This window comes from Citrobacter sp. 21OH12SH02A-Citro (assembly GCF_027919895.1).
In the GTDB taxonomy this organism is placed as follows: Bacteria; Pseudomonadota; Gammaproteobacteria; order Enterobacterales; family Enterobacteriaceae; genus Citrobacter; species Citrobacter braakii.
This window is the reverse complement of record NZ_CP114801.1, coordinates 3,536,548-3,550,875: the sequence shown is the minus strand read 5'-3', so window position 1 is coordinate 3,550,875 and position 14,328 is coordinate 3,536,548. Positions and strand designations below refer to the sequence as shown.

The 14,328-nt window shown below is 54.1% G+C and carries 15 protein-coding genes; 7 read left to right on the top strand and 8 right to left on the bottom strand.

The window, feature by feature from the left end:
• Positions 1-24: 24 nt before the first annotated feature.
• Both sfbB and O6D90_RS17380 read left to right on the top strand, forming a co-directional pair.
• On the top strand, positions 25-1,041 hold the full coding sequence (gene sfbB / locus O6D90_RS17385) for a virulence-associated ABC transporter ATP-binding protein SfbB (RefSeq protein ID WP_016155900.1): 1,017 nt from the start codon (positions 25-27) through the stop codon (positions 1,039-1,041).
• Positions 1,034-1,693: a methionine ABC transporter permease gene (locus O6D90_RS17380; RefSeq protein WP_003831085.1), complete on the top strand. Its 660-nt coding sequence runs from the start codon at positions 1,034-1,036 to the stop codon at positions 1,691-1,693. Before sfbB ends, O6D90_RS17380 begins: the two co-directional genes overlap by 8 nt.
• Here the strand turns inward: O6D90_RS17380 and mnmH are convergent, their stop codons facing one another.
• The 5 genes from mnmH to ppiB form a co-directional block, all read right to left on the bottom strand.
• Entirely contained in the window at positions 1,694-2,779 is a 1,086-nt protein-coding gene (gene mnmH / locus O6D90_RS17375) for a tRNA 2-selenouridine(34) synthase MnmH (RefSeq protein ID WP_016155901.1), read from the bottom strand.
• 97 nt (positions 2,780-2,876) lie between these two features.
• Complete coding sequence (gene purK, locus O6D90_RS17370; RefSeq protein ID WP_016155902.1) at positions 2,877-3,944, bottom strand: 5-(carboxyamino)imidazole ribonucleotide synthase; 1,068 nt, start codon at positions 3,942-3,944, stop codon at positions 2,877-2,879.
• Positions 3,941-4,450 carry a 5-(carboxyamino)imidazole ribonucleotide mutase gene (purE, locus tag O6D90_RS17365; RefSeq protein WP_016155903.1) on the bottom strand — a complete coding sequence of 170 codons (510 nt, stop codon included), beginning with the start codon at positions 4,448-4,450 and terminating at the stop codon, positions 3,941-3,943. The genes purK and purE overlap by 4 nt, the downstream gene beginning before the upstream one ends.
• Before the next feature lie 173 nt (positions 4,451-4,623).
• Positions 4,624-5,346, bottom strand: a complete 723-nt coding sequence (gene lpxH / locus O6D90_RS17360) for a UDP-2,3-diacylglucosamine diphosphatase (RefSeq protein ID WP_016155904.1) — start codon at positions 5,344-5,346, stop codon at positions 4,624-4,626.
• Between the two features lie 2 nt (positions 5,347-5,348).
• Positions 5,349-5,843 (bottom strand): peptidylprolyl isomerase B, encoded by a 495-nt coding sequence (gene ppiB / locus O6D90_RS17355; protein WP_003021875.1) that lies wholly within the window; start codon positions 5,841-5,843, stop codon positions 5,349-5,351.
• A 173-nt stretch (positions 5,844-6,016) separates the two neighbouring features.
• Here ppiB and cysS point away from each other — a divergent pair, with 173 nt between their 5' ends.
• Positions 6,017-7,402 (top strand): cysteine--tRNA ligase, encoded by a 1,386-nt coding sequence (cysS, locus tag O6D90_RS17350; RefSeq protein WP_016155905.1) that lies wholly within the window; start codon positions 6,017-6,019, stop codon positions 7,400-7,402.
• Between the two features lie 90 nt (positions 7,403-7,492).
• On the opposite strand, the gene O6D90_RS17345 is transcribed toward cysS, so the two are convergent.
• From O6D90_RS17345 to folD, 3 genes are all read right to left on the bottom strand, one after another.
• Positions 7,493-8,017: a metal-dependent hydrolase gene (locus O6D90_RS17345; protein WP_016155907.1), complete on the bottom strand. Its 525-nt coding sequence runs from the start codon at positions 8,015-8,017 to the stop codon at positions 7,493-7,495.
• Between the two features lie 123 nt (positions 8,018-8,140).
• The gene (gene ybcJ / locus O6D90_RS17340; RefSeq protein ID WP_016152124.1) at positions 8,141-8,353 is read right to left on the bottom strand and encodes a ribosome-associated protein YbcJ; all 213 of its coding nucleotides are present in this window, start codon (positions 8,351-8,353) and stop codon (positions 8,141-8,143) included.
• A 1-nt stretch (position 8,354) separates the two neighbouring features.
• Entirely contained in the window at positions 8,355-9,221 is an 867-nt protein-coding gene (folD, locus tag O6D90_RS17335; RefSeq protein WP_003021887.1) for a bifunctional methylenetetrahydrofolate dehydrogenase/methenyltetrahydrofolate cyclohydrolase FolD, read from the bottom strand.
• Positions 9,222-9,796: 575 nt separating this feature from the next.
• On the opposite strand from folD, the gene fimA reads away from it, so the two are divergent.
• The 4 genes from fimA to O6D90_RS17315 all read left to right on the top strand — a co-directional run bounded on the left by fimA (position 9,797) and on the right by O6D90_RS17315 (position 14,325).
• Entirely contained in the window at positions 9,797-10,351 is a 555-nt protein-coding gene (fimA, locus tag O6D90_RS17330; RefSeq protein WP_032931075.1) for a type 1 fimbrial major subunit FimA, read from the top strand.
• 77 nt (positions 10,352-10,428) lie between these two features.
• A complete protein-coding gene (fimI, locus tag O6D90_RS17325; protein WP_016152126.1) occupies positions 10,429-10,962 on the top strand; it encodes a type 1 fimbrial protein subunit FimI in 534 nt (177 codons plus the stop codon).
• A 41-nt stretch (positions 10,963-11,003) separates the two neighbouring features.
• Complete coding sequence (gene fimC / locus O6D90_RS17320; protein ID WP_016152127.1) at positions 11,004-11,696, top strand: type 1 fimbria chaperone FimC; 693 nt, start codon at positions 11,004-11,006, stop codon at positions 11,694-11,696.
• A 7-nt stretch (positions 11,697-11,703) separates the two neighbouring features.
• Positions 11,704-14,325 carry a fimbrial biogenesis usher protein gene (locus O6D90_RS17315; protein WP_218731462.1) on the top strand — a complete coding sequence of 874 codons (2,622 nt, stop codon included), beginning with the start codon at positions 11,704-11,706 and terminating at the stop codon, positions 14,323-14,325.
• The last annotated feature ends 3 nt before the right edge of the window (positions 14,326-14,328 follow it).

The window sequence follows — 14,328 nt, the reverse complement described above, 5'->3', positions numbered from 1 at the left end:
CCTTTTCGCATTTCTGAGGTGGCTATGATTGAGATAGAAAAGGTTTGCGTGGATTTTAGCGCAGGCCGTGGACCATCAACCCGGGCGGTTGATGACGTCAGCTTGCGCATAGGCGCAGGCGAGATATTTGGCATTGTCGGGACCAGCGGCGCGGGGAAAAGTACGCTGCTGCGCACCCTGAACGCCTTAACGCGACCAAGCCTGGGAAGCGTAAAGGTTAACGGCGTAGAAATTTCCGCGCTGGAAGGGGCGCAACTACGTAAAGCCCGTCAGCGTATTGGGATGATTTTTCAGCATTTTAATCTGATGCATACCCGTACCGTGGCGCAAAACGTCGCTTTCAGCCTGAAGGCTGCCGGATGGGAGCGCAGTAAAATTGGCCCACGCGTCAGCGAAATCCTGACGCTGGTGGGGCTGTCTGACAAGGCGAACCGCTTTCCTGTGCAGCTCAGCGGCGGGCAAAAGCAGCGCGTTGGTATTGCCCGTGCGATTGCCAATCACCCCGATGTGCTGCTGTGTGATGAACCGACCTCTGCGCTGGATCTGGAAACATCGGCCACTATTCTGGCATTGCTTAAGCAGATCAACCAACAGCTGGGGATCACGATCGTGCTGATCACTCACGAGATGAACGTGATCAAATCGATTTGCGATCGTGTGGCGGTGATGTCCGGCGGCAAGGTGGTGGAGTCCGGTGAGGTGTTTGACGTTTTTGCTCACCCGCAGCACGCTTTCACGCAGCAACTGGTGTCGCATACCCTCAATCTGACGCTACCCGAACGCTTGCGCCAGCATTTGCCTGGCCAGTTGCTGAAAATTCTGTTCATCGGCGATTCGGCGGAACAGCCAGTGTTGTCAGAAGTCGCGATTAAATTTGGTGTGGCGGTGAACATTCTGCACGGCAAAATTGAATATATCGGCGAGCGTGCGCTGGGGATTCTGGTGGTGCAACTGACCGCGCCGCATAACCCTTCTGCGGTGGATGTCGCCGTGGAGCATATTCGTCAACGCACGGCACAGGTGGAGGTGATTCGTGGATGATTTATTGCCTGATTTGACGCTGGCGTTTAATGAAACCTTTCAGATGCTAAGTATCTCTACGGTGCTGGCGATTATTGGCGGTCTGCCGCTCGGTTTTCTTATTTTTGTCACCGACCGGCATTTATTCTGGCAAAACCGTTTTGTGTATCTGCTCAGCTCCGTGCTGGTGAATATCATCCGTTCGGTGCCGTTTGTGATCTTGCTGGTGCTGCTGCTGCCGCTCACACAGTTTTTACTCGGAAATACCATTGGGCCGATTGCGGCGTCTGTCCCGCTCTCGGTGGCGGCAATCGCTTTTTATGCTCGTCTGGTCGACAGCGCACTGCGCGAAGTCGATAAAGGCATTATTGAAGCGGCGGAAGCCTTTGGCGCCAGCCCGATGCGCATCATCTGCACCGTTCTGTTACCTGAAGCGAGCGCGGGTCTGCTGCGTGGGTTGACGATAACGCTGGTGAGTCTGATCGGTTACTCCGCGATGGCCGGAATTGTTGGCGGCGGTGGGGTAGGCGACCTGGCGATTCGCTTTGGTTATTACCGCTACGAAACCCAGGTCATGATCGTCACCGTGGTGGCGCTGATTATTCTGGTGCAGGTCGTTCAGGTGCTGGGCGACTGGCTGGCGAAACGCGCGGATAAGCGCGACAGACACTGATCACTGTGCGTTAAGCCATCCGGCAACGTCCTGCCATGTGCCGCGAAAGACGATTTTCGCGGCTTTCTTTTCCAGCTGATAGCGATACATCGGGTCGTAATACTCGTTGAGCAACGGCACCAGCCAGCCCATATGGGCGTCGGTACTGCCCGTTGCTTGCTGTTCGCGCAGAGCCACGTCGAGCAGGGCGGTCAGCTCGGCAAAACGTTGTAAACCCAGACGGCGGCGAATAGCAAACAGGCCGTGGTGCAGATACTCGCTATACTCCTGCCAGCCCTGACTCTCGCCATAAGCATGGGTAAAATCGTGGTGCATCCGCACGAAATACTCTTCGCGCAGTCGCTCCAGACGACGCTCAAAAGGATCGTCCACCACTGCAATAGATGCCTGGGTCATGCGTTCGCGCAGGCACTCAGGCAGATGATTAGCCCCTATCATGCGGCCTTCATCTTCCAGTACCCACAGACGCAGATCCTGACGGCTGTCGGTTCTGAGCATTTCGACCGCCAGCAGGTTTTCAAAACTCGCCTGACTCAGCTGCGGTTCAACGGTGCGACCAAACGAGGAACCGCGATGGTGCGCCAGACCTTCGAGATCCACGCCGTTCGGCTGCTGTTGCACCAGCTGCGTTTTCCCGTTCCCGGTACAGCCGCCAATTAAGACGATCGGCTTTTGCACTAATTCTTCAGTCAGTTGAATCGCCGCCTGACGCAGGGCTTTGTAGCCGCCGTGTATCAGCGGGTAGTCAATCCCGGACTCGTGCAGCCACTGTTGCACAATGTGCGAACGCTGACCGCCGCGCGCGCAGCATAAATAACCCGCAGGATTTTGACGACAGGCATCCAGCCAGGCCTTCATACGTTGTTGGCGAGTCTCGCCGCAGACCAGTTGATGACCGAGCGTGAGGGCTGCCTCGGGTCCCTGACGTTTATAACAGGTACCCACGGCGGCACGTTCGTCATCGTTCATTAGGGGAAGGTTGATTGCGCCCGGCATTGCGCCTTGCAGAAATTCGACGGGGGCGCGTACATCGATTATAGGCGTACCAGCGAGCAAAATTGCGCGATAGTCCGTTCCATCGTTCATGTGTGATCCTGAAAATACAAAAACAGCAATGGAGGGGATTTTACGCGCCAGAGGAGGGGCCGGGGAAGGATAAAATCAAATCCCCGGCATTAATGGCTTATTTCAGCGTTGACTGCGCCCAGATAATACCGCTGGCATATTCCGGCGGCAGCAGGGGGATAAGCGCTTCCAGCGTCGCGCTAAGACGCGCGGTATCGCTGTCGCTCAGGTTCAGGTGTCCCACCTTACGCCCTTCACGCACCTCTTTGTCATACCAGTGCAGATGCACCAGCGGCAGCTTCAGCCAGTCATAGTTCAGGTCGCTACCAATCAGATTTACCATCACCGAAGGAGTGTTCACTATCGGCGTGGGTAACGGCAGGTTGGTAATGGCGCGCAGGTGCAGCTCAAACTGGCTGATGCTGGCACCGTTTTGCGTCCAGTGCCCGCTGTTGTGCACGCGTGGAGCCAGTTCGTTAATCAGCAGACCTTCCGGGGTGATGAAACATTCCATCGCCATCACGCCGACATAGCCCAGCTCCTGCATGATGGCAGAGAGCATCGCTTCGGCCTGTTTCTGCTGTTTGCCGTTAGCCTGCGGGAAGACCACGCTGGTGCGCAGAATGCCGTCCTGGTGCAGGTTATGGGTCAGCGGATAGAAGACGGTGCTACCGTCGTGCGCACGAGCGCCAACCAGTGAGACTTCACCAGAGAAGTTGATTCCCCGCTCAACGATGCACTCGCCGTAGCAGTCGTCCGGCAGTTGTTCGGTTTCATTTGCGCGCAAACGCCACTGCCCACGACCGTCGTAACCGCCGACGCGACGTTTCACGATCGCCAGCTCACCGAGTTTGTCGAATACTGCAGGCCATTCGCTTTTATCCGCCAGCAACTGCCACGGCGCAGTTGCCAGGCCGAGCTTGTCAAAAAGCTGCTTTTGCGTCAGACGGTCGGCAATAATTGGGAAAACGTCGCGGTTGACAAATGCCGGATGGCGCGCGAGCTCGCGGGTGAGCGCCGTTTCCGGCCAGCGCTCAATCTCAGCGGTGATCACGCTTTGCTGAAAAGGGACCGCTGCTGGTTCGGCATCCAGCCCGACGGGCCAGACCGCAATGCCCAGCGGCTCACCGGCCTGGCGCAGCATGCGCCCTAACTGACCGTTACCGAGTACGCAGACCTGCTTCATGCCGCACCTCGCGGGTCCGGATTCTCCAGCACCTCGTCGGTTTGTGCTTTGCGCCAGTCGTTCAGACGCTGGTGTAATGCTTTGTCGTGTGTTGCCAGAATTTGTGCTGCCAGCAGGGCCGCATTTGCCGCGCCCGCTTTGCCGATAGCCAGCGTTCCGACCGGAATACCGCGCGGCATCTGTACGATGGAGTAAAGGCTATCTACGCCGCTCAGCGCCGCGCTTTGCACCGGGACGCCTAAAACAGGCACCAGCGTTTTCGCCGCAATCATGCCTGGCAGATGTGCAGCGCCACCCGCACCGGCAATAATCACCTCATAGCCGTTCTCTTCTGCGCTTTCGGCGAAGCTAAACAGCTTGTCAGGGGTGCGGTGGGCGGAGACGACTTCAACATGATGCGGCACGTTCAGAATTTCGAAGATTTCGGCGGCGAACTGCATGGTAGCCCAGTCGCTTTTGGACCCCATCACGATGGCGACACGCGCCGGGTTATTGCGGGAAGACATGCGTCTGAAAACTCCTGTGATGCACTACACTCGACTTTTGAGGCCACAGAGAATAGCATAATTCGCCGTCAAGGAAAACGATTGCGCGCTTTACACTTCACCCTTCAGGCAGCCTCTGTAGCTGGCTGCATCTCAACGAGTTTTGTGTAAAGAGGAACTGGATATCTGCGGAATTAAAACGGAAATGCGATCAGTTCAACGTCATCTGGCGTGACTTTGATCATCGACCCTTCGGTGTGCCATGCGCCTAATACCACGCGGAAAGCGGGTTTTTCATTGGCCGTAAGCTCGTGGACTGCCGGGCGGTGGGTGTGGCCGTGAATTAACCACTGGACCTGATGCTTTTCCATCTCGGTGATGACGGCCTGCGGATTCACATCCATGATCTCCAGTGACTTGCTGCTGTTGGCCGCTTTGCTGTTGGCGCGCATTTTCGCGGCGATACGTTGGCGAACGAACAGAGGTAGGGAGAGGAACAGCTTCTGTAGCCAGGGTTGATGTACTTTGGCGCGAAACGCCTGATAGCCTGCATCGTCGGTACACAAAGTGTCGCCATGCATGATCAATACCTTGCGGCCATACAGGTTGAGTACTTTTTTCTCAGGCAGCAAGCTCATGCCGCTTTCACGGGCAAAACGTTTGCCGAGCAGAAAATCTCGGTTGCCGTGAATAAAAAAGCAGGGAACGCCGGAATCAACCAGTGATTTTATCGCCGCGGCTATTTCATGATGCAGTGGGGTTGGGTCGTCGTCGCCAATCCAGGCTTCAAACAGATCGCCGAGAATGTACAGTGCATCAGCTTTTCGCGCATCACCGGCTAAAAAACGCAGAAAACCGGCGGTGATCGCCGGTTCTTCTGTGCAGAGGTGAAGATCTGCAATAAACAGTGTCGTCACGATTACTCGCTGACGGTCACGTTTTCGATGATGACGTCTTCTTTTGGCACATCCTGGTGCATACCGCTGCGACCAGTGGAAACGCCTTTGATTTTATCAACCACGTCCATGCCTTCAACAACTTCAGCAAACACGCAATAACCCCAACCCTGCATGCTTTCGCCGGAGAAGTTCAGGAAGTCGTTGTCTGCAACGTTGATGAAGAACTGTGCGGTTGCGGAGTGCGGAGCCTGAGTACGCGCCATCGCCAGCGTACCACGGGTGTTTTTCAGACCGTTGTTCGCTTCGTTTTTGATCGCTTCTTTCGTGGCTTTTTGCTTCATGCCCGGTTCGAAACCGCCGCCCTGGATCATGAAACCGTTAATAACACGGTGGAAAATGGTGTTGTTGTAAAAACCTTCGCGGCAGTAGTCCAGGAAGTTTTTAACTGTTTCAGGCGCTTTATCATCAAACGTTTTGATTACGATATCGCCGTGATTAGTGTGGAAAGTAACCATTTTTGCATCCTGTTCCGATAGATTGGTGCTTCGACCCCGTGAAGGGTCAGAGTTAGGGGTGTGTTATAGCATAACCGCAAGCTGCGATCACCTCGCAAAGTGTGCTGCTTCCGGTCTAAATTATGGGTATTATACAGACTTTACTATCCACACACGTCTACACGGAATCTTCGATGTTAAAAATCTTTAATACACTGACGCGCCAAAAAGAGGAATTCAAACCTATTCATGCCGGGGAAGTCGGCATGTACGTGTGTGGTATTACCGTTTACGATCTCTGTCATATTGGCCACGGACGTACCTTCGTTTCTTTCGACGTTGTCGCGCGCTATCTGCGCTTCCTCGGCTATAAGCTGAAGTATGTGCGCAACATTACTGATATTGATGACAAAATTATCAAGCGCGCGAATGAAAACGGCGAGAGCTTTGTGGCGTTGGTCGACAGAATGATCGCGGAAATGCATAGCGATTTCGACGCGCTGAATATTCTGCGCCCGGATCTGGAGCCGCGCGCTACGCACCATATCGCTGAGATTATTGAAATCACTGAACAGCTGATTGCCAAAGGTCACGCTTATGTCGCTGATAACGGCGACGTGATGTTCGACGTGCCGACTGACCCGAATTATGGTCAGCTATCACGCCAGGATCTGGAGCAGCTGCAGGCGGGCGCACGCGTTGATGTGGTTGATGTGAAGCGCAACCCGATGGACTTCGTGCTGTGGAAAATGTCCAAAGAAGGCGAGCCGAGCTGGCCGTCTCCGTGGGGCGCGGGTCGTCCTGGCTGGCACATCGAATGTTCGGCGATGAACTGCAAACAGTTGGGCAACCATTTTGATATTCATGGCGGTGGTTCGGATCTGATGTTCCCGCACCATGAAAACGAAATCGCTCAGTCCACCTGTGCGCATGACGGTGAATACGTTAATTACTGGATGCACTCCGGGATGGTGATGGTTGACCGGGAGAAAATGTCCAAATCGTTGGGTAACTTCTTTACCGTGCGTGACGTGCTGAAATACTACGACGCCGAAACCATTCGCTACTTCCTGATGTCTGGTCATTACCGTAGCCAGTTAAACTACAGCGAAGAGAACCTGAAGCAGGCGCGCTCTGCGCTGGAGCGTCTGTATACCGCGCTGCGCGGCACCGATAAGTCCGTTGCCCCAGCCGGTGGCGAAGCCTTTGAAGCACGCTTCATTGAAGCGATGGACGATGACTTCAATACGCCGGAAGCCTACTCCGTGCTGTTTGATATGGCGCGTGAGGTTAACCGCCTGAAGGGTGAAGATATGGCGGCGGCTAACGGTATGGCTTCGCATCTGCGTAAGCTTTCCAGCGTGCTGGGCCTGCTGGAACAGGAGCCCGAAGCATTCCTGCAAAGCGGTGCGCAGGCGGATGACGGTGAAGTTGCTGAAATTGAAGCGTTAATCCAGCAGCGTCTGGATGCCCGTAAAGCCAAAGACTGGGCGGCAGCTGACGCCGCGCGTGACCGTCTCAATGAGATGGGTATCGTGCTGGAAGATGGCCCGCAGGGCACTACCTGGCGCCGTAAGTAATGATATTGATTGCCGGATGGCGGCTCGCGCCCTGTCCGGCAATCAATGTACGAATGTCGGTCGGATAAGACGCTTGTTGTATCCGGCAAATTAATATTTCCGATACCACCACAGCACACCCATCATCATAACTCCCGGTAGCCATACCCATATCAACTCCGAAATTATCACCTGGTGCCCGTATGGTGTGGCGTAGCGTGATAGCGCAAACGGGGCGGCTTTAATCACCTGCCACGGTGCAAAGAAGCGTTCATCCGACCACGGCCACAGCCAGCCGACGCCTTTGCCGCCAGTGGTGACCGAATCCAACAGGCTGTGCGACAGCAGTGAAACCGTCAGGAATAGCCAGCAGCGAATTAAGCCTGCCTTGAACCATCGTCGACCCATCCATACGCAGAGCAGCGGTACCACGAAGGCGAACAGCAGCGAATGGGTAAAACCGCGGTGACCAAACACGTTGCCGTAGGCGACGCCAAGCTTAAACGAGAGTACGTCGGCATCCGGCAACATAGCCAAAATGACGCCAGTAAACAGTAATTGCGGGGGGATGACTTTACGCCCGAGACCTAATCCTAAACAGAGAGGAACGGCAGCGTGGGTAACGATTGTTGGCATGATGATCGCTTCGTGTGGAAAAACAACATGCTAACAGTTAATTGTGAAGTGGTGATGAAGTCATTATCTGAAAAGGAGAGAGGAAGTGGCCGGACAGGGGTTAACCTCATCCGGCTCCTGGGATCACGCCACGACGTTAATGCTGTGGCCTTCAAAGCTGACGGTCTGTCCGGCAACGATTTTGCAGCGTTTACGCGTTTCTACCGCACCATCGACCTTCACTAGCCCTTCGCCAATAGCAATTTTTGCCTGGGCGCCGCTTTCGCTCCAGCCTTCCAGCTTCAGTAAATCGCAGAGTTCAACGTGTGGGTGTTTACCCAGTGAAAATGTGGCCATCTTAAACGTCCTTTACATCATGATATTCAACACACGCCTGCAGCGTGTTTTCGATAAGTGTAGCGACCGTCATTGGGCCTACGCCGCCGGGTACCGGCGTGATATATGACGCGCGTGCGGCAGCATCTTCAAAGACCACATCGCCAACAACCTTACCATTCTCCAGACGGTTGATGCCGACATCAATCACAATCGCACCTTCTTTGATCCACTCGCCGGGAATAAAGCCAGGTTTGCCGACGGCAACAATCAGCAGGTCTGCATGCTCTACATGGCGACGCAGATCTTTGGTGAACCGGTGGGTGACGGTGGTGGTGCAGCCAGCCAGCAGCAGCTCCATGCTCATCGGGCGGCCAACAATATTCGACGCGCCAATAACGACCGCATTCAGACCGTAGGTGTCGATATTGTAACGCTCAAGCAGAGTCACAATACCGCGCGGAGTACACGGGCGCAGGCGCGGCGCACGCTGGCACAGGCGACCAACGTTATACGGGTGGAAACCGTCAACGTCTTTATCCGGCGCAATACGCTCGAGAACTTTAACGTTGTCGATACCCGCAGGTAACGGCAGCTGGACCAGAATACCGTCGATGGTGGTATCTGCATTGAGCGTATCGATCAGCTCGAGCAGCTCCGCCTCGCTGGTGGTTTCAGGCAGGTCATAGGAGCGGGAGACAAACCCCACCTCATCACAGGCTTTGCGTTTACTCGCGACATAAATCTGCGAAGCCGGGTTGCTACCTACCAGCACAACAGCCAGGCCTGGGGCGCGTAATCCAGCCGCTAAACGCGCCTGAACTTTTTGAGCAACCTCAGAGCGCACCTGCTGCGCAATCGTTTTACCGTCAATAATCTTTGCTGCCATCAGAGAGAGGATTCCGTCTGTTACGTTAAATCGAAGGGGATGCCGCTATTTTGTCAGAAGCGGGACGTGCTGTCAGTTTTCGTTTGCATTTTTACGTGCGCCAGGGGGCGTCACGATCTGCGAATGGGATCAGGACAAAGGCATAAGCCTTGCGGATAATTAATGAGCATGCTAATTAAAATTAACGTGAATGAAACAACTCATCACCCTGGTATTTTCAGGGGTAATGCGCCACAAACCAGTCTGTTACGGTTAATTATGAGGGATTTTACCTCATTCTCACCCAGATTTTTCCTGGGTCCCATTAAGAATTAGCTAGGGTCATTAAAAGGATTTGCAGGTATTTTTCATTAATTGAAATGTTTAATTTATCGCTGTGACGAATAGTCATATTCGCGAGGAATAATTAGTGAATCAAATACTCAGGAGAATTGGGGTAAAAGGTTAGCTAATTCTCATGCGATATATATCTTTACAGGATGCAGAGATAATTAGCCTGACATTTAATGTCGATAATGATTCAAACGGATCCCGCAGGATGCTGGAGCCGGATGTGTGTAATTCAAGGGAAATCCATGAAACGTAAATTAATGACCTCTTCTGTTATTGCCAGCCTGATGTTAGTCGCCGGTGCAGCGGTTGCAGCCGATCCGGTAAGCGTTAGCGGCGGTACTGTGCATTTTGAAGGTGAACTGGTCAATGCAGCCTGTGCAGTCAGTACTCAGTCATCCGATCAGGTTGTGACGTTAGGCCAGTATCGTACTGCCAGTTTTGCCGCAGTGGGTGACACTACAGCACAAATTCCGTTCTCTATCGTGCTGAACGACTGTGACCCGAACGTTGCCGCAACTGCAGCCGTTGCTTTCTCTGGCCAGTCCGATAATACCAATAACAACCTGCTGGCCGTCTCTTCTGCAGACAACGGTACCACTGCGGGCGGTGTTGGGATTGAAATTCTGGACAATACGTCCACCGCGCTGAAGCCGGATGGCGCAACCTTCTCTACCGCTCAGGCGCTGGTAGAAGGGACCAACACCCTGCGTTTCTCTGCGCGTTACAAAGCCACTGCCGCAAGCGCAACGCCGGGTCAGGCAAATGCCGACGCGACGTTCATCATGAAGTACGAATAAGCCGTTTTGATTTGCGCAAGGATGACGTTCGCCTCAATGGATGAGGCAATATCCGGGGATGATGAAGGATGCGGCAGATGATAGGGAAAGGCGTGGCGCTGGCGGGAATGCTGTGCGTAATGCCTGTGCTTTCACATACGGTAATACTGGAAAGTGGCCGCGTCCACTTACGGGGGCAGCTCGTCAACGGCGCCTGTACGGTCGCCACTGACAGTCAGGATATGCGGGTGCAAATGGGGCAGTATCGCACCAATGCTTTCTCTGGGACGGGAAGCTTCGCCTCTACCAGCGTACCGTTTTCACTGCGCTTAACGTCGTGCAGCTCCGATGTTTATGACCATGTTGGGATTGCATTTGCGGGCGTGACGCCAGCGGAAGATCCGCAGGTTTTTCTTGCCAGCGGCGATGCGTCTGCGGCTTCGGGGATTGGCCTGGCATTATTTGACGAGCGCCAACGGCAAATTATACCGAATGCCCTGCCGCTTCATTATGCGCCGATTATAACGCAAGAGATGACGTTTCATTTCACTGCCCGCTATCGGGCTGTCTCGGAAAATATAACACCGGGAACGCTTCGCTCAGACGTGTGGTTTACGTTGGTTTATCCCTGATTTATTTCCCAACGATAATCGCATCAAAGGTATTTTTAGCTATGTTTAATTATCTAAAATCAGGTTTTATCCTTTTACTGGCCTTATTTTCTGCTGCCAGTGTTCAGGCTGCCGGAGGCATTGCATTAGGCGCCACTCGCGTTATTTATCCGGCCGATGCCAAACAAACGTCCCTGTCTATTAGCAATAGCGATACCAAAGAACGTTACCTGGTTAATTCATGGATTGAGAATAGCGCAGGTGCTAAAGAAAAATCGTTTGTGGTTACGCCTCCGCTGTTTGTCAGTGAACCCAAAAGCGAAAACACGCTGCGTATCATCTATGCCGGTGAACCGCTGCCCAAAGACCGTGAGTCGCTGTTCTGGATGAACGTCAAAGCCATTCCGTCAGTCAATAAAAACAGCCTTGAGGGAAAAAACGTTCTGCAACTGGCGATTCTGTCACGCATCAAACTTTTTGTTCGTCCGAATAATCTGCCGCAAATCCCGGAAGATGCACCAGGAATGCTGACCTTTTCCCGCTCCGGCAACCACCTGAAGATCAACAATCCGTCAGCGTATTACGTCACGTTGGTCAATCTCAATGTGGGGAAAACGAAGGTCGATAACGTGATGGTTGCGCCGAAAAGCGATGCGCAGGTCCTGCTACCCACGGGCGTTCAGGGCAACGTCACGTTCCAGACGGTCAATGATTATGGCGCTGTGACCCCGGCTAAAACGGTTAGTGTGCGTTGAGATAACGATGAATAAGACAACGTATTTTCCTGGCCTGTTACCGGGGGTTACGCCACCGCTGGCGGGGGTGGCGTTGTCCACGCTGGCGGCGCTCTTTCCCTCTCTAAGCTATGGAGAAAGCTATTTTAATCCGGCTTTTTTATCTGCGGATACGGCAACCGTGGCGGATTTATCACGTTTTGAAAAAGGCAATCACCAGCCTGAAGGCGTTTATCGCGTGGATATCTGGCGCAACGATGAGTTTGTTGCCACTCAGGATATTCGTTTTACTACCAGTGCGGCAAAAGCCGGGGAGAAGTCCGGTGGGCTGATGCCGTGCTTTGGACTCGACTGGGTAAAGCGCCTTGGCGTCAATATCGCCGCGTTTCCGGCACTCAGTAAGGATCCGAACGATACCTGTATCAATCTACCTGAGGCGATTCCCGGCAGCGAGATTGCGTTTGATTTTTCTACCCTGCGCTTAAACGTCAGCCTGCCACAGGCGTCAATGTTAAACAGCGCGCGCGGCTATATTCCTCCGGAAGAGTGGGATGAAGGGATCCCGGCCGCGCTGGTTAACTACAGCTTTACCGGCAGCCGCGGCAGTGATACTGACAGTTACTTCCTCAGTATGCTCAGTGGTCTGAACTATGGCCCCTGGCGGCTGAGAAACAACGGTGCGTGGAGCTACTCCAGGGGCGACGGATACCACTCGCAAAGTTGGAAAAACATCGGTACATGGCTTCAGCGCGCAATTATCCCGCTGAAGGGCGAACTGGTGATGGGCGACAGCAACACTGGCAACGACGTTTTTGACAGCGTCGGGTTTCGCGGTGCGCGGCTCTATTCCTCAGACAGTATGTATCCCGACAGCTTACAGGGCTACGCGCCTACCGTTCGCGGCATTGCGCGTACCGCAGCGAAACTGACCATTCGTCAGAATGGCTATGTGATTTATCAAAGCTATGTTTCCCCCGGCGCTTTCTCGATAACCGATCTCAACCCAACGTCATCCAGCGGTGATCTTGAGGTCACGGTGGATGAGAAGGACGGCAGCCAGCAACGCTATACGGTGCCGTACTCCACCGTTCCCTTATTACAGCGAGAAGGGCGTTTCAAATATGACATTGTCGCCGGGGATTTTCGCAGCGGCAATAGCCAGCAATCTTCACCGTTCTTTTTTCAGGGAACATTAATTGCCGGGTTACCAGAGGGCTATACCGCATACGGTGGTACGCAGTTGGCCTCACGTTACACCGCGGTGGTTTTAGGCACCGGTCGAAACCTGGGGGACTGGGGGGCGGTTTCTGTCGATCTCACCCATGCGCGCAGCCAACTGGCGGATGACAGTACGCACCAGGGGCAGTCTCTACGTTTCTTGTATGCGAAATCGCTGAACAATTTTGGCACTAACTTCCAGCTGTTGGGGTATCGCTACTCAACGCGTGGCTTCTATACCCTCGACGATGTGGCGTATCGCAGTATGGAAGGCTATGAGTACGAATACGACAGTGAGGGCAATCGCCACGACGTGCCCAATGTGACGAGTTACCACAACCTGAGCTACAGCAAAAAGGGCCGTTTCCAGATCAACATTTCGCAGAATCTGGGGGATTACGGATCGCTGTATATCTCGGGTAGTCAGCAGACGTACTGGAATACTTCAGACACCAATACCTGGTATCAACTGGGCTATGCCAGCGGCTGGCAGGGGATTAGCTATTCACTCTCCTGGTCGTGGAATGAATCGGTTGGCATCTCCGACACCGATCGTATTCTGGCGTTCAATATGTCTGTACCGTTCAGCCTGCTGAGCGGACGGCGTTACTCGCGTGATAACGCCCTCGATCGCACCTACGCCACGTTTAATGCCAACCGTAATAGCAACGGGCAGAACAGTTGGCAGAGCGGAATCGGCGGTACGTTGCTGGATGGGCGCAACCTGAGCTACAGCGTGAATCAGGGGCACAGCAGCAGCAATGGCTATAGCGGAAACGCCAGCGCCAACTGGCAGGCGGCCTATGGCACGCTGGGCGTGGGTTACAACTACGACCGTGACCAGCATGACTACAACTGGCAGCTCTCCGGCGGCGTGGTGGGGCATGCGGACGGCATTACGCTCAGTCAGCCTCTGGGCGATACCAACGTGCTGATTAAAGCGCCGGGCGCGCAGGGTGTACGGATAGAGAACCAGACCGGCGTTCAAACCGACTGGCGCGGATACGCGGTGATGCCATATGCCACCGTCTATCGCTATAACCGCGTCGCGTTAGACACCAATTCCATGAACAACAATACCGATGTGGAGAATAACGTCAGTAGCGTAGTGCCAACGCAAGGGGCGCTGGTGCGGGCGGCGTTTGATACACGAATCGGTGTGCGGGCGCTGATTACCGCCAAACATGCCGGTAAACCAGTGCCGTTTGGCTCCGTCGTGCGTGAAAACACCAGCGGCGTGACCAGCATGGTGGGTGAAGACGGGCAAATCTACCTGAGCGGCTTGCCGCTAAAAGGCGAGTTGTTGATCCAATGGGGGGAAGGCGCAAACGCGCGCTGCGTGGCGCGCTATGCCTTGCCAGAGGATAGCCTGAAACAAGCGGTAACGCTCACGAACGTGACGTGCGAATCTCCGTCAGCACGACAGGAATAATAC

What these genes read in the sequence shown, in the direction of transcription:
- fimC (WP_016152127.1), top strand. Translation starts at nt 11,004, where the DNA reads ATGTTTAATTATCTAAAATCAGGTTTTATCCTTTTACTGGCCTTATTT.
- ppiB (WP_003021875.1), bottom strand. Translation starts at nt 5,843, where the DNA reads ATGGTTACTTTCCACACTAATCACGGCGATATCGTAATCAAAACGTTT.
- ybcJ (WP_016152124.1), bottom strand. Translation starts at nt 8,353, where the DNA reads ATGGCCACATTTTCACTGGGTAAACACCCACACGTTGAACTCTGCGAT.
- mnmH (WP_016155901.1), bottom strand. Translation starts at nt 2,779, where the DNA reads ATGAACGATGGAACGGACTATCGCGCAATTTTGCTCGCTGGTACGCCT.
- O6D90_RS17315 (WP_218731462.1), top strand. Translation starts at nt 11,704, where the DNA reads ATGAATAAGACAACGTATTTTCCTGGCCTGTTACCGGGGGTTACGCCA.
- purE (WP_016155903.1), bottom strand. Translation starts at nt 4,450, where the DNA reads ATGTCTTCCCGCAATAACCCGGCGCGTGTCGCCATCGTGATGGGGTCC.
- O6D90_RS17345 (WP_016155907.1), bottom strand. Translation starts at nt 8,017, where the DNA reads ATGCCAACAATCGTTACCCACGCTGCCGTTCCTCTCTGTTTAGGATTA.
- sfbB (WP_016155900.1), top strand. Translation starts at nt 25, where the DNA reads ATGATTGAGATAGAAAAGGTTTGCGTGGATTTTAGCGCAGGCCGTGGA.
- folD (WP_003021887.1), bottom strand. Translation starts at nt 9,221, where the DNA reads ATGGCAGCAAAGATTATTGACGGTAAAACGATTGCGCAGCAGGTGCGC.
- fimA (WP_032931075.1), top strand. Translation starts at nt 9,797, where the DNA reads ATGAAACGTAAATTAATGACCTCTTCTGTTATTGCCAGCCTGATGTTA.
- purK (WP_016155902.1), bottom strand. Translation starts at nt 3,944, where the DNA reads ATGAAGCAGGTCTGCGTACTCGGTAACGGTCAGTTAGGGCGCATGCTG.
- cysS (WP_016155905.1), top strand. Translation starts at nt 6,017, where the DNA reads ATGTTAAAAATCTTTAATACACTGACGCGCCAAAAAGAGGAATTCAAA.
- fimI (WP_016152126.1), top strand. Translation starts at nt 10,429, where the DNA reads ATGATAGGGAAAGGCGTGGCGCTGGCGGGAATGCTGTGCGTAATGCCT.